The sequence below is a fragment of the Streptomyces sp. 1114.5 genome, assembly GCF_003635085.1.
GTDB lineage: Bacteria > Actinomycetota > Actinomycetes > Streptomycetales > Streptomycetaceae > Kitasatospora.
In genome coordinates this window covers 816,365-835,085 of sequence record NZ_RBXE01000002.1, presented here as the reverse complement: position 1 = coordinate 835,085, position 18,721 = coordinate 816,365, and the positions used below count along the sequence as shown (strand labels likewise).

Sequence of the window (18,721 nt, the reverse complement as noted above, 5' to 3'; positions counted from 1 at the left end):
TGAAACTGTAACGCATGGCACCTGAGACGCAAGCGGGACCGGCCGGCGCGGCCCTTCCGCTCCCCCCGATGAAGTGGGACGCCTGGGGCGACCCGGCCCTCGCCAAGGAGCTGTCCGCCGACATCAAGGGACTGCTCGCCGCCGCCCTCGGCGTCACCGGCGACGCCTCCCCCGGCCCGAGCGCCGACGAGGTCGTCCTGCGCCCCTCCCGGCTCCCCGCCGCGGGCCTCAAGGCGCTCGCCGCCGCCGTCGGCGAGGCCCACGTCAGCACCGCCGACGCCGACCGCCTCCCGCGCGCCGGCGGCAAGTCCACCCCCGACCTGCTGCGCCGCCGCAGCCGCGAGCCGCAGGACGCGCCCGACGCGGTCGTGCTGCCCGGCAACGAGCAGGAGGTCGCCGCCGTCCTCGCTGTGTGCGCCGAACACCGCATCGCCGTCGTCCCGTTCGGCGGCGGCACCAGCGTCGTCGGCGGCCTCGACCCCGAGCGCGGCGGGCTCGAAGCCGTCGTCTCGCTCGACCTGCGCCGCCTCGACGGGCTGCTCGACCTGGACGAGACCTCCGGCGAGGCCGTCCTCGGAGCCGGCCTCACCGGCCCGGCCGCCGAGGAACTGCTCGCCGAACGCGGCTGGGAACTCGGCCACTACCCGCAGAGCTTCCGCTACGCCACCATCGGCGGCTTCGCGGCCACCCGCTCCTCCGGCCAGGACTCCGCCGGGTACGGGCGCTTCGACGAGATGGTGCGCGGCCTGCGAGTCATCACCCCCGTCGGGGTGCTCGACCTCGGCCGTGCCCCGGCCTCCGCCGCCGGCCCCGACCTGCGCCAGCTCTTCCTCGGCTCCGAGGGCACCCTCGGCGTGATCACCGCCGTCCGGCTGCGCGTTCACCCGCTGCCCGCCGTCAAGGTGTACGAGGCGTGGAGCTTCCCCGACTTCGCCACCGGGACGGCGGCGCTGCGCGCCGTCGAGCAGCAGGGCACCGGCCCGACCGTGATCCGGCTCTCCGACGAGGCCGAGACCATGGTCAACCTCGCCATGACCGAGCAGATCGGCGGCGCCCCGGCGGTCAGCGGCTGCCTGGCCGTCACCGTCTTCGAGGGCAGCGCCGACCAGGCCGCCGCCCGGCACCGCGCCACCCGTGAAGCCCTGCTCGCCGCCGGCGCCACCTCGCTCGGCGAGGGCCCCGCCCGGGCCTGGGAACACGGCCGGTTCAACGCCCCCTACCTGCGCGACTCGCTGCTCAACGCCGGTGCGCTGTGCGAGACCCTGGAGACGGCGGCGAGCTGGAGCCGGCTGCCCGCCCTGCGGGCCGCCGTCACCGAGGCGCTCACCGCCGCCCTGCCCGGTGCGCTCGTGCTCTGCCACATCTCGCACGTCTACCCGACCGGCGCCTCGCTCTACTTCACCGTCGTCGCCGCGCTCGGTGAGGACCCGCTCACCCACTGGGACGCGGCCAAGCGCGCCGCCGGGGACGCCATCCTCGGGGCGGGCGGCACCATCACCCACCACCACGCCGTCGGCGCCGACCACCGCCCCTGGATGACCGACGAGGTCGGCGACCTCGGCGTCCGCATCCTGCGTGCCGTCAAGGCCGAGCTCGACCCTGCGGGCATCCTCAACCCCGGCAAGCTGATCCCATGAGCGAAGCTCATGGGGCGAACGGCCCGATCGGTCCGACCGGCCCTTCTGGGCCGGCTGGCCCTCCGGGCCCGACCGGCCGGAGAAGCATCCGCCGGGTCGCCGTCCTCAGCAACCCGGCGGCGGGCGCCGGTCACGCCGGCCCCGCCGCCGGGCGGGCCGTCGCCCGCCTGCGCTCCCTCGGCATCGAGGCCGAACCGCACGCCGGACGCTCCGCCGAGGACGCCGTCCGTCTCGCCCGCGAAGCGGCCGCGGACGGCGTCGACGCGGTGGCCGTGGTCGGCGGCGACGGCATGATCAACCTCGCCCTGCAGGCCCTCGCCGGCACCCCCGTCCCGCTCGGCGTGATACCGGCCGGCACCGGCAACGACCACGCCCGCGCGTACGGCCTCCCGCTCGGCGACCCCGAGGCCGCCACCGACGTCATCGCCGCCGGACGGGTACGGGCCGTCGACCTCGGCCGGGTCACCGGCCCCGACGGCACCGTCCGCCGGTACGGATCCATCCTCGCCACCGGCTTCGACTCCCTGGTCAGCGACCGCACCAACCGCCTGCGCTGGCCGCGCGGCCGGATGCGCTACAACCTCGCCATCCTCATCGAGTTCGCCAACCTGCGCCCCCTGCCGTTCCGGATCACCCTCGCCGACGGCACCGTCATCGAACGCGACCTCACCCTCGCCGCCGTCGGCAACACCAGCAGCTACGGCGGCGGCATGCTCATGTGCCCCGATGCCCTCCCTGACGACGGCCTGCTCGACGTCACCCTCGTCGACGCCATGCCCCGGCTGCGCATCGCCCGCTTCTTCCCCACCCTCCTCAAGGGCACCCACACCACCCGCCCCGAGGTCACCACGCTGCGCACCCAGTCCCTGCGCATCGAGTCCCCGGGCATCACCGCCTACGCCGACGGCGAGTTCATCACCCCGCTGCCGGTGGAGGTGGCAGTGGAGAGAGCAGCCCTGCACCTCCTGGTGCCCTGACACACCGGTGCCGCGGCCCGGCCGCTCCCGCCCGCGGCACCGGTCACCGCGTCCACGATCCACGCGGCCACCGTGCTCACGGCACTCATCGCCACCACCACCCGATGAGCGCCACGCATCCCCACCGACAGGAGTCGGTCGGGATCACCGGCAGCACGCCGTCGCTCGTCCCATGCCCTCCTGGCCGGTGCCCGCCTGGCCGGCAGTCCGTGGTGGGTCGGCTGCTGCCCTGACCGGGTAGGCGGCCTCGACCTGCCGGGCTCGGCGGAGCTCCCGCACGCTACTGCGCGGCACCTGCCCCCGCTGCAGAACGCCGCTCACCCGCCCAGCCGGCGCCGCCAGAGCAGCGGACGTATCTCGATCGCGTGCGAGGCGTCGCCGTCCCAGACCGCGGGCAGGCCGACGGCAGCGAGGGCGGCGACCACCTCGTGGCCGATGGCGGTGGTGGTCGACGGGGAGCCGTCGAAGCCACCGTAGAGGAGGGAGAGGCCCCGGCCCGCGGCCGCGGATTCGGTGCACTGGGAATGGAAGTAGACGAAGCCGCGGGCGTCCGCGGCGCCGGCGGCGCCGATCTCGGCCTCACCGCAGGAGCGGCAGCAGGTGAAGTCCTCCCGGGCCGTGATGCCGCCCGCCTCCAGGGCGGCGAAGGCGCGGGCCAGGCGCTCCGGGTCGGTCTCGCCGATCCAGCCGGTCTGCTCGCCGACACGCTCCAGCCAGAGCCGGTCGGCGAGTTGCTCCGCCTGGGCGCGCGAGACCGGCCGGCGGCCGTCCGAGACCAGGAACTCCTCGGCCTCCTCCGCGAGCCGGGCCCGGTCGGTGTAACCACAGGCCAGACTCAGCCGCAGCCGGTCCTCCAGCTCCCGCCGCGCGCCCGCCGCCAGCTCCAGCGGCGGTACGGGCTCCGGGGCCGGGCCCATGTCGAGCGACGCCCAGCCCAGACCGTCACCCCAGCCCGCGGCACCTCGCGCCCACGCCGTCATCACCTGAGCCACCTGCCCCGGTCCGTCCAGCCGCACCTCGAAGTGCCGCTCGGCGGAGCCGTCGCGGTGCTCCAGCGTGTAGTCCCCGCCGGCGGCGTGCCACACCTGGATGTACACGTCCGGCAAGTCCGGTATCCGCTCCACGACGAGGAAGCGGTCGTCCTCCGCACCGATGCGCCGGACCAGCCCCGCCAACTCGTCCGCACTCGGCCGGAAGCACCGCTGTCCGTCGTTCGTCTGCACCGTGATCGCCAGCATGGGGCCACCCTTGCACCCACCACTGACAATCACCCCGGCCGATCCGGCAGTTCGGTTCCGGTGCGGCTCGGGCCGCGCGTCCGGCACCGACGGGCTGCCCTACGACAGGTGGTCCTCCCGCCGCACCCGGAAGACCACGTTGTGGCGCAGCGGCCCCTCGGGGGCGGCGGGGTCGTCGAAGTCCTCGGCGGGGTCGTGGGTCATGCCGAGGCGGCGCACCACCGACTGGGAGCGCAGGTTGGCGGCCGTGGTGATGGCCAGGATCTCGGGGAGGCCGAGGGTGTCGAAGCCGTGCGCGAGGACGGCGCGGGCCGCCTCCGTGGCGTAGCCGTGGCCCCAGGCGGAGCGGGCCAGCCGCCAGCCGATCTCGACCCCGTCCACCGGGTCCGTCTCCTCGATGTCGTCCAGGCCCACGAAGCCGATGAACTCGCCGCTCTCCCGCACCTCGACGGCCAGCCAGCCGTACCCGCGCTGCTCTGTCGCCGCCTCGAAGCGCGCCACCGAGGCGTCGCTCCGTTCGCGGGTGAGCAGGTCCCCGAGGTGCTCGCGGACCTCCGGGTCGGCGTTCATCGCGGCCCACGGGGCGAGATCGGACTCCCGCCAGCGGCGGATCAGAAGGCGTTCGGTGCGCAGTTCGTTCACGCAGCCAAGCCAACGTCACACCGGCCGGCCGGGGCAAGTGGAATAACCCGGTTCCTGGGGAGGCCGCCGGCCCATGAGCGACGCTCATGTCGGCGCCCATGAGCAACGCTCATCGTTCGCGGTCATGAGCGACGCTCATGGGCCACCCTCTTGAGCCTCGCTCATGCCGTTACCAGCACCGTCCGCGCCGTCTGCCGCCGACCACCGGACCACGGACGGCAACCAGCGGACGGAGGGCCGCGGACCGATCAGCTCCCGCTACTCGACCACGCTGAGCACGATCTTGCCCTGGATGTGCCCCTGCGCTGCCCTGCGGTGGGCGGCCGCGGCCTCGCGCAGCGGGTACACACTGTCCAGCGCCACCCGGATCCGGCCGTCCGCCAGCAGGGCGGCCAGTTCGGCGAGGTCGGCGCCGCTGGAGCGGACCTGCCAGCGGCCCTGCTGGAGTTCCACCCCGAGCTCGGCCGCCCGCTCGGGCCGGTAGTCGCCGAGGAAGCAGGAGACCAGTCGGCCGCCGCGCCGCAGGGCGGGCAGCAGGCGGTGGGCTTCGGGGCCGCCGACGGTGTCGACCAGCAGGTCGGCGCCCTCGACGACCTCGGCGACCGGGGTGCGGGTGTAGTCCACGAAGCGGTCGGCGCCGAGGCCGCGCAGGAACTCCTCGTGGCGTCCCGAGGCGACCGCGATCAGTTCCTCCGCCCCGCCCAGGCGCAGGAGCTGGAGCGCGAAGTGCCCGACCCCGCCGGCCGCGCCGACGACCACGGCCGGCCCGCCCCCGTCGTAACCGAGGCGCTTGTGCAGGAACTGGAACGCGGTGAGCCCGGCCATCGGGACGGCGGCGGCCTCGACGTGCCCGAGCGCGGCCGGCTTGCGGGCCAGGTCGGCGACCGGCACGACGGCGTACTCGGCGTAACCGACCGGGCGGCTTGGGAAGTTGACGAGCGCGAAGACCTCGTCACCGACGCTCCACCCGGTGTCCGGGCCGCCTACGGCCGCGACCACCCCGGAGACGTCAGTGCCGAGGATCAGCGGCGGTCGCCAGTCGGGCCGCACCTCGGGCGGGAAGTCGACGAAGCCGCGCCGCGCGTACCAGTCGAGCGGGTTGAGGCCGACGGCGTGGACCCGGACCAGCACCTCGCCGGGCCCCGGCTCCGGCCGCGGCGCCTCCTCGTACACCAGCACCTCGGGCCCGCCGAAGGCGTGCAGCCGGACGGCCTTCATCGTCGCTTCCGCACCCATGCTTCTCCCCAACGCAGGTCGGACTGCCCGGCTAGAATCCGGAGCAGTGCTCCGGAAGAGATTAACCGGAGCGCTGCTCCGATTGTCAACCACGAGGAACCCCATGCCCCTTGAGCCGAGCACTCCCGTCGATCCCCGCACCCCCCGCGCCGATGCCCAGCGCAACCGCGACCGCATCCTGGCCGAGGCGGCCGCCCTGGTCGCCGAGCAGGGCACCCAGGCCTCGCTGCGGGACGTCGCCCGCCGCGCCGGGGTCGGCCTCGGCACGCTCTACCGGCACTTCCCCACCCGGGAGGACCTGCTGGAGGCCCTGCTCGGCCGCCGCTTCGACCACCTCGCCGCCCGCGCCGACACCCTCGCCGCCACCGAGCCGGCCGAACGCGCCCTGACCGACTGGCTCTACGAGTTCACCCTCGATGCCGGCGCCTACCAGGGCCTGCCCGCCACCTTGATGGCCACCCTCGAAGACCCGGAGTCCGCCCTGTACGCGGGCTGCCTGCGGATGCGCCAGGCCGGCGGACGCCTGCTCGCCGCCGCCCAGCGGGACGGCCTGATCCGCCCGGACGTCACCCCTCTCGACGTCTTCGCCCTCGCCAACGCGCTGAGCTGGATCACCGACCGGGCGCCCACCCTCACCGAGCGGCGCGACCATCTCTTCCGGCTGGTGCTGGACGGCTTCCGGCCCCGCCCCTGACCCGGCGCTCCTCCGCTCGCCGCCAGGCCGTCCCACCCCGCCCGTTCCTGCTCACCGTTCCCACCGAGCCATTCCCCGGCTCCCGCCGGCAGGCGATCGAAGGGCTGTGGGCCGAGGACGGCGTGCACCTGCTCCGGTCGGGCCACCGCCGACTACCAGTTCCCCGGGCTCTGACCGGCAGCTCGCCGCAGCGCCCGCGCGGTCGCCGCATCCGCCGGAAGGAAGGCCTCCAGCTTCAGCTCGGCGAGCGTGACGTCCACCGCGGTGGCGAAGGAAGTGACGGTCGTCATCAAGCGCAGCTCACCGAGCGAGCTGCGCAGCTCCAGCGGGACGGCGAATCCCAAGTGCTGCTCCGTCACCTCGACTTCTGGCACGTACGAGGACAACTCCTCGTGCAGGTCGCCGAGATGGCGGGTGCGTTCGACGATGTGCCGGGCCCAGGCGGCGAAGTTGAGGATGCGCGGGGCCAGGCCGTCCGGGTGCAGCGCCAGCCGGTAGGCGTTGGTCCCGGGGCCGACGAGGCGCGGGTCGACACCTTCGGTGATCACCGCAAGAGCCGTGTTGGCGGCCACCACGTCGCCCCGGCGGTCCACCACCAGTGCCGGGTAGGGGTGGTGGCCGGCCAGCAGGTGGTCGATCGCCTCCCGCACCGGTGCCAGCTCCGGCCCGTCCAGCGGCGTCTCCGGGTAGGCGGGTGCGTAACCGGCGGCCAGCAGAAGCTCGTTGCGTTCCCGCAGCGGCAGGTCCAGCGACTCGGCGAGCCGGACGACCATTCCTCGGCCCGGTGCGGAGCGGCCGGACTCGATGAAGCTCACGTGCCGCTGCGTCGTGCCCGCACGGAGGGCGAGGTCGAGTTGGCTGAGCCGGCGGCTGGAACGGCGCTCACGCAGCGCTCGGGGGAAGTCCACGCCACCAGCCAACACCGGGCGGGCCGCAGCGCGCCATTCCCCCGGGGGAATTGAGCCCATGCATCCCGGCGACCAGCATCGACGCCATGGACATCGGTGTTTACCTTCCCACCGGCCAGGCCCAGTGGGCGGCAGCAGGCCCCCGCAGCCTGATCGAATTCGCCCGCCGGGCCGAGCAGTCGGGCTTCTGTTCCCTCTTCGTCAACGACTCCCTGCTCACCCCGAGGATCGAACCGCTCACCATGCTGGCGGCCGTCGCCCCGGTGACCGAGCGCATCCGGCTGGGCACCGGCGCCCTGTTGCCGGTCCTGCGCCGCCCGGTGCAGACCGCGCAGACGCTGGCCTCGGTGGACCAGCTCTCGGGCGGGCGGCTGACGGTCGCAGTCGGCGCCGGCTTCCCGGGACGCTTCGGCCGGCCGCTGCACGAACTCTCCCAGGTCCCGTGGGAGCGCCGCTTCGCCCGGCTTGACGAAACGGTCGCCCTGTGGCGGGCTCTCTGGGCCGGGGCGACGGAGTTCCGCGGAGCGTTCCACTCCTTCACCGAACTCCCGCCCGCGACCAGGCCGTTCCGCACCGAAGGCCCACCGGTCTGGCTCGGCGGCGCGACCCCGGCGGCCCTCGCCCGCACCGGCCGCCACTACGACGGCTGGATGCCCTACCCGCCCGACCCCGCCGACTACGCCACCGGGCTCGCCGCCGTGCGCGCAGCGGCACGGCAGGCCGGCCGTGCGCCTGAGTCCGTCACCCCGGCCCTGTTCGTCAACGTCCGGATCGACCGCAGCGCCCGGTCCGCCCGCCGCGTCATGGACGCCTACACCCGCGCCAACTACGGTCTGCCGCTTGCCGAGACGGAGCGGATCCAGGCCTTCGCGCTCGGCACACCGCAGGAGGTCGCCGCCACGCTCGCCCGCTACACGGCCGCCGGTGCCCACCACCTCGTCGCCCGCCTCGGCGCGCTCGAACCGCCGGACCAGCTGGAGCAGTTGGACCGCCTCGCCGCCGTCACGAACCTCGGCTCGACCTGACCGCCCCCGCCCCGGCCCGCCCGTTTCCCGGCGCCCGGTCCGGCTCCCGGCCCCACGTCACACACCACCTCACACACCACCGCCTCACACACCGCGGGTCGCCGGCACCCGGCCGGCCGCGATCGCCGCCACCAGCTCCGCGTGGTCCGCCACCGTCCGGTCCGCGTACCGCACCGCGAAGTCCGCGATCGCCTCGGCGAAGGTGTCCGCGCCGCCGAGGTAGCCCGCGATGGCGAGGCGGTCACCGGTGCGGGCGTGGGCCCGGGCGAGGGTGCGGCCGCACAGGTCGGCGTAGGCGCGCAGGCCGGCAGGTTTCAGGTCGCCGATCTCCACCGAGCCCTTCATGTCCCGCAGTTGGCGTCCGTAGAAGTGGCGCCCGGTCGGGCCGGTGGTCCAGCCGAGGAAGATGTCGCTGGCGGCCTGCATCAGGTGCTGGCCGGTGACGACCCGGCGGCCGCCGTGGTGGGGGGCGACCTCGGCGTCCACCCGGGCGGCCGGCAGGTGATCCTCCAGTACCGACCGTCCTGCCTCCTTGAGCTGCAGGAACAGCGGGTCGCCGGGATCCCGGCCCTCCAGCAGGACGATGTAGCAGCGGGTGCCGACGCTGCCGACGCCGACCACCTTGGTCGCGGCGTCCACGAACCGGTAGCGGTCGAGCAACACCCGGCGGTCCTCGGCCAGGGTGGCCCGGTAGTCGCTGAACACCTTGCCGATGCCGCCCAGTTCGGACCGCTTCAACGGCTCGACGAGCGGCGGCGCACTGATGATCCGCCGCTGCCCGTCCCGTTCCTCGGTGAGTTTGTCGAAGGCCTGCAGGCTGGTGCGGCGCCGGGCGTGCGCGAGGTTGGTCTCGGCGCGCTTGCGCCGGCGGGGTTTGCGCAGCATCGGCAGCAGGTCCGCGGTGTCCACCCGGGTGTACCAGACGTCGAGTTCGCCCATACCCGCCAGTCGGCGCATCGCGACGGCGTACCCCTCGGCGGCCGCCCGGGCGGCGCGGCGCACGCGCTGCTCGTCCTGGCCGTTGTCGCGGGCGGCGACGGCGACGCTGGCGGCGAGGCGCTTGACGTCCCACTCGAAGGGGCCGGGGAAGGTCTCGTCGAAGTCGTTGACGTCGAAGAGCAGGGCGCGTTCCGGGGAGGCGTACACGCCGAAGTTCACCAGGTGCGCGTCGCCGCAGAGTTGGACGGTGAGGCCGGTGCCGGGGACGGCGCCGAGGTCGGCGGCCATCACCGCGGCGGCGCCGCGCAGGTAGGCGAACGGGCTGTCGGCCATCCGTCCGTAGCGGATCGGCAGCAGCCGGGCCACCCGGTCCTCGGCCTGCCGTTGCAGCACGCCGATCGGGTCGGGCCGGTCGGCGGCGGGGATCCACCGGCCGTGGGCGGAGCGGGACACGCGGTCCCGGGCGGCTCGGCCGCGCCGGCGGCGTTCGGCGGGGGTGGTCATGCGGCAGCTCCGTCCCTCGGGCACCCCTCCCCGCGCCGCCAGGAGGCGACGGGTACCCTCCCCGCGACGCTAGGACACGAGTGCCGGAGGGCGCAGCGCACACCCTCCGGCACTCGGCCGTTCGGACGAACCGCCCGGGTCACCGCACGGTGAAGTCCGCCATCATCGCCATGTCCTCGTGCTCCAGGTTGTGGCAGTGCAGCATGTACGTCCCCGCGTAGTCGGTGAAACGCACCAGCACCTCCACCGCCTCGGCCGGGCGCAGGTCCACGGTGTCCTTCCAGCCCGCGTCGAACGGTCCCGGGTCGCCCCCGTTGCGGCCGATGACCTGGAAATGGTCCAGGTGGACGTGCACGGGGTGGTGCAGGTCGGACGAGAAGCGCCAGCGTTCGACCGTCCCGAGGGCGGGTGCCGCGATGCTGCGGCCGGGCTGGTACGGGTCGCCGTTGACCGTCCAGCCGTCGCCGCGGCTGCGGCGGAAGGCGAAGTCGCGGGTGGTGACGGCGGCGGCGGGGTCCAAGGCCTCGACGGCGACGAGCTTGTCGGGCACCATCGCGTCGTCCTTCACCGGCTTCGAGGAGACGTCGAAGCGCATCACCTCCGCCGTCCGGTCGCTGCCGAGGCGGTTGACCAGGCGCACCTGGGTGCCGGGCTCGTAGCGGGAGAAGTCGACCACGACGTCGAAGCGTTCGGCGGGGGCGATCTGGATGCCGTCGTGGGCGACCGGGGCGGCGAGCAGGCCGCCGTCGGAGCCGATCTGGACCAGGGCGCCGCCGCCGGCGGGCTGCGGGTCGAGTTCGAGCCGGTAGGGGCGGGCGTTGGAGGCGTTGAGCAGGCGCAGCCGGTAGCGGGCGCGGTCGACGTCCAGCCGGGGCCAGGGCGCTCCGTTGACCAGGAGGACGTCGCCGAGCACGCCGTTGGCGTAGGGGCCGGTGACGCCGGGGTCGGCGAGCGACGGGTCGACGGCGGGGTACCGGAAGGAGCCGTCGGCGGCGAAGGAGCGGTCGGCGATCATCAGCGGCAGGTCGCGCTCGCCGCGCGGCAGGGGCAGGGCGTCCTCCGGCTCGTCGTGGACGAGGTGGAAGCCGGCCAGGCCGCGCCAGACGCCGGGGCCGGTGAAGCCCATCCGGTGGTCGTGGTACCAGAGGGTGGCGGCGCGCTGCTTGCCCGGATAGGTGTAGCTGCGCTCGCCGACGACGTTGCGGCCCGCCGCGGCGCGCATCCCCGGCATCCCATGCATCTCGTGCGTACCGGGTGTTCCGTGCGTACCAGTCGCGCCGGGCGTGCCTTGCATGCCGCTCATGCCTGCCATGCCGGCCGTCCGCTGGTCGGCGTCCGTCGCCGATCCCACCGGCAGCAGCAGGTCGACCGGGTAGCCGTCGCTGTCCGCCGGGGTGTGCCCGCCGTGCAGATGGGTCACGGACGGCACCGGCAGCTCGTTGCGGTGCTTGACCACGGCCGTCCGCCCGGCACGGGTGACCACGGTCGGCCCGGGGAAGCTGCCGCCGTACGTCCACGCCTGGGTCTTCACCCCGGGCAGGATCTCCAGCTCGGCGACCTGCTGGGTGATCTCGTAGTAGTCGGTGGTCCCGTCGGTGCGCACGGGCTGCAGCACGGGTGGCACCGGCAGCGGGATCCGGAAGGCCTCGGGCAGGTCGAGTTCGCTGGTCAGCAGCCGACCGGGCTGGCCCGCGGCGAACAGCCGGGCCGCCGAGGGGGCGGCGACGGCGGCCAGCGCGCCCGCGCCGAGCGCGGAGACGCCGATGCCCAGGAACCGGCGTCGGTTCACTTGGACACCTCCAGCGGCGCGCCGGGGCGCGGGAGGCGCCCGCTGCCGTCCGGACCCGCCTCGTACTGCTCCGAGCGGGCGGGCAGCGGCAGGCGCCAGGCGCCGACCAGGCCGAACAGGAGGCCGCTGACCAGGAGCACGCCGAGGGTGACGTGCACGCCGAGCGACCGGGCGTAGCCGGCGGCGATCTGGCCGATGACCGCGGCGGTGAGCAGCCCGGTGGTCCACAGCGGCCAGAGCGGCCCCCGGCCGGGCCACCGGACCACGACGGCCGCCGCCAGCTGGACCACCACGACGGTGGCCAGCAGCATCGCGGTGTCCTCGTGGTCCTTCAGGGAGTCGTAGGTGCCGTTGAGGAAGCTGCCGGCGAGCATGACCTGGAGCAGGGCCAGCACGGCCAGCGCGGTGGCGGTGGTCCGCAGCAGGATCAGCGGCCAGCGGGGCGCGGGGGCGGCAGGGGGGCTGCTCATGTCGGGCCTACTCTCTGCTTCGGGCGGGCGGGTCGGGGGCGGAACGGGGGCGGAGCGGGCGAGAGCGTAGCTGATCGGACATCACGATCAGCTCCGATCAAGGCATTTGGACCATGCGGTTAACCCATTGAGGCGACCCCATGAGTTCCTCTCACCGGGCCGCCCCATGACCTCCTCTCATCAGCCTTCTCTCATCGGTCTTCTCTCATCAGCCTTCTCTCATCGCCCCCCGCTACTGCCGGGCCGCTCCCAGTGCCACCGGTCGGGTCCGCAGCAGCGCGCGGACGGGCAGTCCGGTGGAGCCGAGGCAGAGCAGCACGGCTCCGGCGGCCAGCGGCAGGGCGAGCGTCGGCGGAACGTACGGCGAGGCGTTGGCGACGCCCCGGGCGACCGGCACCAGGGTGATCCAGGCGATCACCGCGCCCAGCGCCAGCCCGGTCGCGGCCACCAGCAGCGCCTCCCAGCGCATCATGCCGCGCACCTGGCGCCGGGTGGTGCCGGCCAGTCTCAGCAGTGCGACCTCGCGGCGGCGGTCCAGCACCGTCATCACCAGAGTGTTGGCGGCGCTGACGGCGGCGAACCCGCCGAGCACACCGGCCATCACTGAATTGGCCCAGCCGCTGAGCTCCATGGCCTTGTCGGACTGGGCGGCGAACCCGGCCCGGTCGGTCACGTTCGCCCCGCCCAGCGCGCCCAGCCCGGCGGCCACCGCCGCCCGGTCGGCGCCCGGCGTGTCGGCGACCAGCACCTGGCTGTCGTACCCGGTGGTGACGTGCCCGCTCACGGCGGCCCGGGGCAGCAGCGCCTGGCCGACGCCGAGCCCGCGGCCGTACACGGCGACCACGATGGGCCGGACGGCGGTGCCGTCGCCGAGCCGCAGCGCGACCCGCTCGCCGACCTTCGCGTCCAGGGTGTCGGCCAGTCCGGTGCTGAGCGCGATGGTGTCGGGGGCGCGGCCGAGGTCCGCGAGGGCTCCGTCGCGTACGTCCAGGTCGAGTACCGCGGGCAGCCGGGCCGGGTCCCCGTCGATGCCGAGGGCGGGGGCGGAGCCCAGTTCGCCGCCGCTGCGGTAGACGAGGCCGGTGCGCAGCACGCCGATGGCGGTGTCCACGCCGGGCACCTTCGCGGCTCGTTCGGCGGTGCCGGCGGGCAGGCCGGGGCCGGTGGCGCCGATCACGTGGTCGGCGGTGACAGCGGCCCGGACGTTCTCGCCGGCGGTGTGGCGCAGGGTGCTCTGGAGGATCAGCAGGGTGCCGCAGAAGGCGGTGACCAGGACGATCGGGGTGATCGCGGAGGCCAGACGGCGGGCGTTGGCGCGGGTGTTGTCGGCGGCGAGCGAGCCGGGCGCGCCGGCGGCCCGGAGGGGTGCGCCGAGCACGGCGGTGGCGATCCGTGCCACCCAGGGGCCGAGCAGAGCAACGGCCAGCATGAGGCACATGACCACGCCGAGGGCGGTCTGCGCGGCCTTGTCGCCGTCGAGGGCGGCGGCGACACCGGCGATCGCGATGCCGCCACCGGCGAAGACGAGCCCGAGGACGGTGCGTACCTTGCCCGGCCGGGGCGCCTCGACGGCGGCTTCGCCGAGCGCCTGGCCGGCGCGCAGCTTGGACGGCCGGCGGGAGGCGAGGAAGCCGGCGGTCAGCGCGGCGAGGGTGCAGGTGAGGACGGCGGCGAGCGGCGGCAGCGGGCCGATGTCGAGGTGGATGCCCGCGGGGACGGCCCCGCGCGCGACCAGCTGGTCGAACCACCAGCGGGCGAGGGCGAGTCCGGGCAGGATGCCGAGTGCCGCGGCGACGGGTGCGACCAGCATCGCCTCGGCGGCGATGGTGCGCCGGATCTGGCGCGGGGTGGCGCCGACGGCACGCAGCAGGGCGAACTCGCGGGCGCGCTGGCCGGTGGCGAGGGCGACGGTGCTCATCACCACGAAGATCGCGGTCATCACGGCGTAGCCGCCGAAGCTGCCGCCGATGCCCATCAGCGTGGTCCGCGCCTCGCCGAGGGCGGGGTGTTCGACGGTGCCGCGGCCGTCGCCGGTGAAGGTCCTGGCGTCGCCGCCGACAGCTTGGCGGACCTGCGCGGCGAGCGCGGTGGTGGTCACGCCCGCGCGGGGTTGGACGGCGATGGCGTCGATCCGGCCGGGGTGGCCGGAGAGGCGGTCGGCGGTGGCGTCGGCGAACCAGGCGGTCGGGCCGGCCGGCTGGGCGGCGGCGAGGCCGGAGATCCGGTAGCTCGCAGTGCCGCCGGGCGCGGTGAGCGTGAGATTCGCGCCGGGCGCGAGGCGGGCGGTGCGCGCGGTGTCGGCGTCAAGCACCACCTCGTTCGCGCCGGGTGCGCGGCCCTCGACCAGGTGATCGCCCGGTCCGGCGATGCCGAGTGCGGCGTAGCCCCGGCCGGTCAGCGCCGGGGCCGAGGCGGAGGCGGGCAATGGGAAGGCGGTGTCCGGCCGGGCGGCGGCGACCCCCGGCAGGGCGCTCAGCCGGCCGACCAGGGCGGCGTCCGTCCGGGCCCGCTCCGGGGTGGCCTGCTCCCGGGTCTCGGTGTCCTCGCCGACCTTCGTCTCGATCTTCACCGCCTGCTCGGCCGCGACCACGACGGGGGCGGAGGCGTAGCGGTCGGGCTTGAGGCCCGCGGTGAGACCGGTCTGCAGCAGCACTCCGCAGGCCACCACGACGGCCGCGCCGAGCAGCAGGGCGACCAGGGTGCCCGCGAAGGAGGCGGGCCGGAAGCGCACCGAGGCGCGCGCGAGTCCGTTCGTCATGCCGCGGCCCCCACCGGGCGGGCGGTGAGCGCGACCATCCGGTCCGCGACGGCCTGCGGGCCGGGGTGCGGCAGGTCGTCCACGATCGCGCCGCCGGCCAGGAACAGCACCCGGTCGGCGAAGGAGGCGGCCACCGGGTCGTGGGTCACCATCACGACGGTCGCGCCCAGGGAGTCCACGGCCTGCCGCAGCAGGCCCAGCACCTCGTGCGCGGTACTGGTGTCCAGGGCGCCGGTCGGCTCGTCGGCGAACACCACGTCCGGGCGGGTGATCAGCGCGCGGGCGATCGCGACGCGCTGCTGCTGTCCGCCGGAGAGCTGGCCGGGCCGCCGCCGGGCGTGCCGATCGAGGCCGACCCGCTCCAGCAGGTCCTGGGCCCGGGCGCGGTCCTGGCGCTCGCCGGCGAGCCGCTGCGGGAGCAGCACGTTCTGTTCGACGCTCAGCGAGGGCAGCAGGTTGAAGGACTGGAAGACGAAGCCGATGCGGCTGCGGCGCAGCTTGGTGAGGCGGTTCTCGTTCAGCGCGGTGATCTCCTCGCCGCCGAGCCGGATCTCGCCCGCGTCCGGACGGTCCAGGCCCGCCGCGCACTGCAGGAAGGTGGACTTGCCGGAGCCGGACGGGCCCATCACGGCGGTGAAGCTGCCGCGGGCGAGCGCCAGGTCGATCCCGCTCAGCGCCTGTACCGCGCCCTCGCCGTGCCCGTAGCTGCGGCGCACGCCGCGCAGTTCGATCGCGGGGGCCGCCTGCGGTGCGGCGTACGGGTCGGCGCCGTACGCGTCTGTGGCGTACCCGCCGCCGGGGCCGGTCGGATCGGTGCCGTGCTCGTCGGTCCTGCGGCGGAGGTGGCGGCGTGCCATGGAGGGGCCTTCCTTCGGTTCCGTGTCGCTCGTCGTCAACGTGCTCCACGCTAGGAAGTCCGGGCGCGGCGAACCATGGAGGTCACCGGCGGACCGGTGGTGGGGTTATCCCCACGGCGGTGGTCGTCCCCGCAGCGGTCGTGCCTACGGCGTCGTGCCTACGGAGGTTGTCCCTACAGCGGCTCGGCGGCGATCCCGAGGTAGGCCGCGCACAGTTCGGCGAGCCGCGGGTGGGCGGGGTCGAGGGCGGTGCCGTCGACGGCCGCGAGCGGCCGCAGGCCGATGCCCGCGTTCACCGCGAACGCGGCGGTGAAGCGGCCGAGCTCGGCGACGGGCAGCGGCTCGCGGGACTGCGGTCCCTGGTAAGCCCCGGACAGCAGGGCCTCGGTGACGCCGGGCAGGCTCGGGCCCTGCGGCCAGACCAGCCCGTCCTCGTCCAGGAAGCCGACGTTCCAGGTCGCGCCCTCGGTCACCCGGCCGTCCTCGTCCACCAGCAGCACGTCGTCCCAGCCCGCGAGTTGGGCCTGTCGGCGGTGGTGGACCAGGCCGAACAGGCCGACGTGCTTCACCTGCGGCAGCTCCCGCCGGTACGCGACGCTGCGGACTCGCAGCGGGGCGGGCTCGGCGGCCGCGGCCGGGCGGGTGGTGACCAGCAGGGCGGGCGCGGCCGGGGCGGCTGGGCGTTCCAGGCCGAGTGCCGGGTCGTACACGGTGACCCGGACGGTCACCGGCGCGCCGTCGGCGGGCAGCACCGCACGGATCCGCTCCCGCACGGCGGCCCGGTCGAGCTCGGCGGCGAACAGCGTCCGGCAGTCCCGGACCAGCCGGTCCAGGTGCAGGGTCAGGCCGCGGACCCGGCCCGCCTCGGCGCGCAGGGTGGTGAAGTGCCCGTAGTTGAGCAGCCCCAGCGCGGCCAGCCGCGCCGGGTCGGCCGGGGCGCCGTCGATCTCGATCTCAGCCATCCCCCGAGTCTGCCAGCTGCGGAGAGGGCAGCGCGGTCGGCGCCGGGGCCTGTGCCGCGGGCGCGTGGGGAGCGGGCACCTGGGGGTGCGCGGTGGCCGTGCCGCGGCCCGTCGCCCGGGCGGCCCGCTCGAACTCCTCGATCCGGTGCGCCAGTCCCTCCGGTTCGCCCGCGTCCGCCCAGCGCCACGCCTCGGCCCACCACTGCGGGCCGCGCACCAGGGGGAAGCCCGCCAGGGCCAGGTGCAGGGCCAGCGTGGAGCGCGCGTACTCGTGCACCCAGCCGTCGGCGCCCCGGTAGTCGGCGGTCTCGTCCAGCCGCAGCCAGCGGCCCTCGCGGCCGGCAGCCAGTATCGGCACCCAGCCGCGCGACCGGTCGGCGACCAACAGGAGCAGCCGGCCGTCCTCCTCGCGCACCCGGTAGGCGGGGAGTTGGGGCATCCGCGCGAGCGAGAGGGAGCGCTTCCAGCCGATCACCCACAGGCCGCGGCGCAGGTAGTAGCGGACGGCCGGTCGCCAGGTCCAGTGCGCTTCCAACCGGAACCCGGGCAGGCCCTCGGCGGTGGCCGCCCGGTACACCGCGTCCAGTGCGGCCGCGGCCAGCCCGCGCCCGCGCGCGGCCGGGCTCAGGTAGAGGGAGGAGACGGCGAGTTGGCCCGGGCCCTTGGTCCAGTTGTCCACCGCGACCGTGCCCGCGACGGCCCCGCCCTCGTCCAGGATCCAGTAGCGGCGGCGGTACAGCTCCCCGCCGGGCCATTCCCGGCCGCTCTCCCCCAGTCGTGCGCGCCAGTCGCGCTCGGCCCGCGGCGCCAGCGCGTCCGGGGTCACCAGCTCGCCCAGCTCGCCCTCCACCAGGGACGCCAAGTCCCAGAGTGCGAACCGCTGTTCTTCTCCCTCGGCGGCCGACCTCAGCCGCGGGCCGGCCGCCAACCGGTCCTGCGCCCGCTCCACCGCCCCGTCCCACGTCCTCACCACGCGGCCACCATAGCGGGACCCTGAGACATTCCGTAATTCAGTGGACACCGAACGTAAGATCGGGTACGAATTCGGCTGTCCGATCAGCCTGGTTCCCACCGGCTTGTCCGGGAGGGTCCGTTCGGGGAGGGAGATCCCCATGCGTGGCATCTTCGTACGTGCCGTCGTCGGGGCGGCGCGCGCCCTAACCGACGGCCTGGCGCGCCTTCGGGGCCTGGTCCGCCGGGTCGGCCGCGGGCCGGGGGCGGGGGCGGGCCAGGACGACGGCCGCGATCACCAGCGCGCCGCCGGCCAGGGCGTTCCAGCCGACCGGTTCCGCGAGGAACAGCGCGCCGATCGCGGTGGACCAGAGCGGCATCACGTAGGTGACGGCCGAGGCCACCGTCGTGCCCGCGGTCCGGACCAGGCCGAGGTTCAGCAGGTACGCCAGGCCGGTGCCGACCATGCCGAACCCCAGCAGGGCGACGGCCGGGCCGGCCCCGGGCCAGTGCGGGGCCCCCGCGGCGAGCGGTGCGATGACGGCCAACTCGGCGGCGGCGCAGCCGACCTGGAGCGCGGACAGGGTGGTGACCGACTCCGGCCGCCCGGACAGGAAGCGCCGCAGGTAGGCGAAGCCCGCCCCGTAGCAGCAGGCGGCGGCCAGGCAGGCGAGGCCCCCGACGGCCTCGCCGGAGCCGATGCCGTGCCAGACCCCGAGCACGGTGAGCACGCCGACGAAGCCGAGGGCGAGGCCGGTCAGTCGGCGGGCGCCCGGGCGGCGCTCGTCCGGGACGGTGAGCACCGCGAACAGCATGGTGAACAGCGGCGTGGTCGCGTTCATCACCCCGGCGAGCACCGAGCTGACCCTGGTTTCACCGAACGGGAACAGAATGAACGGCACGGTGTTGAGCAGCACCGCGACCACCGCCGAGTGCCCCCACAGCGCACGATCGCGGGGAATCCGCTCGCCGCGCAGCAGCAGGACGGCGCCCAGCGTGAGCGCGCCCAGCAGGCAGCGCCACAGCGCCACGAAGACCGGGGGCACCCCCGCGTCGACCGCCACCTTGATCAGCGCGAAGCTCGCACCCCAAATCGCCGACAGTGCCACAAAACCCGGCAACCAGCGCCGCACC

16 protein-coding genes are annotated in these 18,721 nt (G+C 75.0%); 4 read left to right on the top strand and 12 right to left on the bottom strand.

Annotated elements, in window-relative coordinates; all coding sequences use genetic code 11:
* The first annotated feature begins 68 nt into the window (after positions 1-68).
* Both BX285_RS26980 and BX285_RS26975 read left to right on the top strand, forming a co-directional pair.
* Complete coding sequence (locus BX285_RS26980) at positions 69-1,637, top strand: FAD-binding oxidoreductase (protein WP_121178493.1); 1,569 nt, start codon at positions 69-71, stop codon at positions 1,635-1,637.
* On the top strand, positions 1,634-2,614 hold the full coding sequence (locus BX285_RS26975; RefSeq protein ID WP_121178492.1) for a diacylglycerol kinase: 981 nt from the start codon (positions 1,634-1,636) through the stop codon (positions 2,612-2,614). Before BX285_RS26980 ends, BX285_RS26975 begins: the two co-directional genes overlap by 4 nt.
* A 317-nt stretch (positions 2,615-2,931) precedes the next feature.
* On the opposite strand, the gene BX285_RS26970 is transcribed toward BX285_RS26975, so the two are convergent.
* From BX285_RS26970 to BX285_RS26960, 3 genes are all read right to left on the bottom strand, one after another.
* Positions 2,932-3,852, bottom strand: coding sequence for a DUF6891 domain-containing protein (locus BX285_RS26970; protein WP_097235521.1), 921 nt, complete (start codon positions 3,850-3,852; stop codon positions 2,932-2,934).
* 99 nt (positions 3,853-3,951) lie between these two features.
* Positions 3,952-4,494 (bottom strand): GNAT family N-acetyltransferase, encoded by a 543-nt coding sequence (locus BX285_RS26965; RefSeq protein WP_121178491.1) that lies wholly within the window; start codon positions 4,492-4,494, stop codon positions 3,952-3,954.
* A 258-nt stretch (positions 4,495-4,752) separates the two neighbouring features.
* Positions 4,753-5,730: an NADP-dependent oxidoreductase gene (locus tag BX285_RS26960; protein WP_259470804.1), complete on the bottom strand. Its 978-nt coding sequence runs from the start codon at positions 5,728-5,730 to the stop codon at positions 4,753-4,755.
* A 103-nt stretch (positions 5,731-5,833) separates the two neighbouring features.
* On the opposite strand from BX285_RS26960, the gene BX285_RS26955 reads away from it, so the two are divergent.
* The gene (locus BX285_RS26955; RefSeq protein WP_121178489.1) at positions 5,834-6,424 is read left to right on the top strand and encodes a TetR/AcrR family transcriptional regulator; all 591 of its coding nucleotides are present in this window, start codon (positions 5,834-5,836) and stop codon (positions 6,422-6,424) included.
* A 152-nt stretch (positions 6,425-6,576) separates the two neighbouring features.
* Here the strand turns inward: BX285_RS26955 and BX285_RS26950 are convergent, their stop codons facing one another.
* Complete coding sequence (locus BX285_RS26950) at positions 6,577-7,332, bottom strand: helix-turn-helix domain-containing protein (RefSeq protein ID WP_121178488.1); 756 nt, start codon at positions 7,330-7,332, stop codon at positions 6,577-6,579.
* Positions 7,333-7,418: 86 nt separating this feature from the next.
* On the opposite strand from BX285_RS26950, the gene BX285_RS26945 reads away from it, so the two are divergent.
* Positions 7,419-8,357 (top strand): LLM class flavin-dependent oxidoreductase, encoded by a 939-nt coding sequence (locus tag BX285_RS26945; protein ID WP_121178487.1) that lies wholly within the window; start codon positions 7,419-7,421, stop codon positions 8,355-8,357.
* An 84-nt stretch (positions 8,358-8,441) separates the two neighbouring features.
* On the opposite strand, the gene BX285_RS26940 is transcribed toward BX285_RS26945, so the two are convergent.
* The 8 genes from BX285_RS26940 to BX285_RS26905 all read right to left on the bottom strand — a co-directional run bounded on the left by BX285_RS26940 (position 8,442) and on the right by BX285_RS26905 (position 18,696).
* Positions 8,442-9,800, bottom strand: a complete 1,359-nt coding sequence (locus BX285_RS26940) for a DUF2252 domain-containing protein (protein WP_097235527.1) — start codon at positions 9,798-9,800, stop codon at positions 8,442-8,444.
* Positions 9,801-9,939: 139 nt separating this feature from the next.
* On the bottom strand, positions 9,940-11,589 hold the full coding sequence (locus BX285_RS26935) for a multicopper oxidase family protein (RefSeq protein ID WP_121178486.1): 1,650 nt from the start codon (positions 11,587-11,589) through the stop codon (positions 9,940-9,942).
* Positions 11,586-12,059: a hypothetical protein gene (locus BX285_RS26930; protein WP_097235529.1), complete on the bottom strand. Its 474-nt coding sequence runs from the start codon at positions 12,057-12,059 to the stop codon at positions 11,586-11,588. Before BX285_RS26930 ends, BX285_RS26935 begins: the two co-directional genes overlap by 4 nt.
* 232 nt (positions 12,060-12,291) lie before the next feature.
* Positions 12,292-14,817, bottom strand: coding sequence for an FtsX-like permease family protein (locus tag BX285_RS26925; RefSeq protein WP_121178485.1), 2,526 nt, complete (start codon positions 14,815-14,817; stop codon positions 12,292-12,294).
* Positions 14,814-15,674: an ABC transporter ATP-binding protein gene (locus tag BX285_RS26920; RefSeq protein WP_121178484.1), complete on the bottom strand. Its 861-nt coding sequence runs from the start codon at positions 15,672-15,674 to the stop codon at positions 14,814-14,816. The genes BX285_RS26925 and BX285_RS26920 overlap by 4 nt, the downstream gene beginning before the upstream one ends.
* Before the next feature lie 173 nt (positions 15,675-15,847).
* A complete protein-coding gene (locus BX285_RS26915; RefSeq protein WP_121178483.1) occupies positions 15,848-16,636 on the bottom strand; it encodes an aminotransferase class IV in 789 nt (262 codons plus the stop codon).
* Positions 16,629-17,609, bottom strand: a complete 981-nt coding sequence (locus BX285_RS26910) for a GNAT family N-acetyltransferase (protein ID WP_183107236.1) — start codon at positions 17,607-17,609, stop codon at positions 16,629-16,631. The genes BX285_RS26915 and BX285_RS26910 overlap by 8 nt, the downstream gene beginning before the upstream one ends.
* Before the next feature lie 184 nt (positions 17,610-17,793).
* Positions 17,794-18,696 (bottom strand): DMT family transporter, encoded by a 903-nt coding sequence (locus tag BX285_RS26905; protein ID WP_220783979.1) that lies wholly within the window; start codon positions 18,694-18,696, stop codon positions 17,794-17,796.
* Positions 18,697-18,721 lie beyond the last annotated feature (25 nt).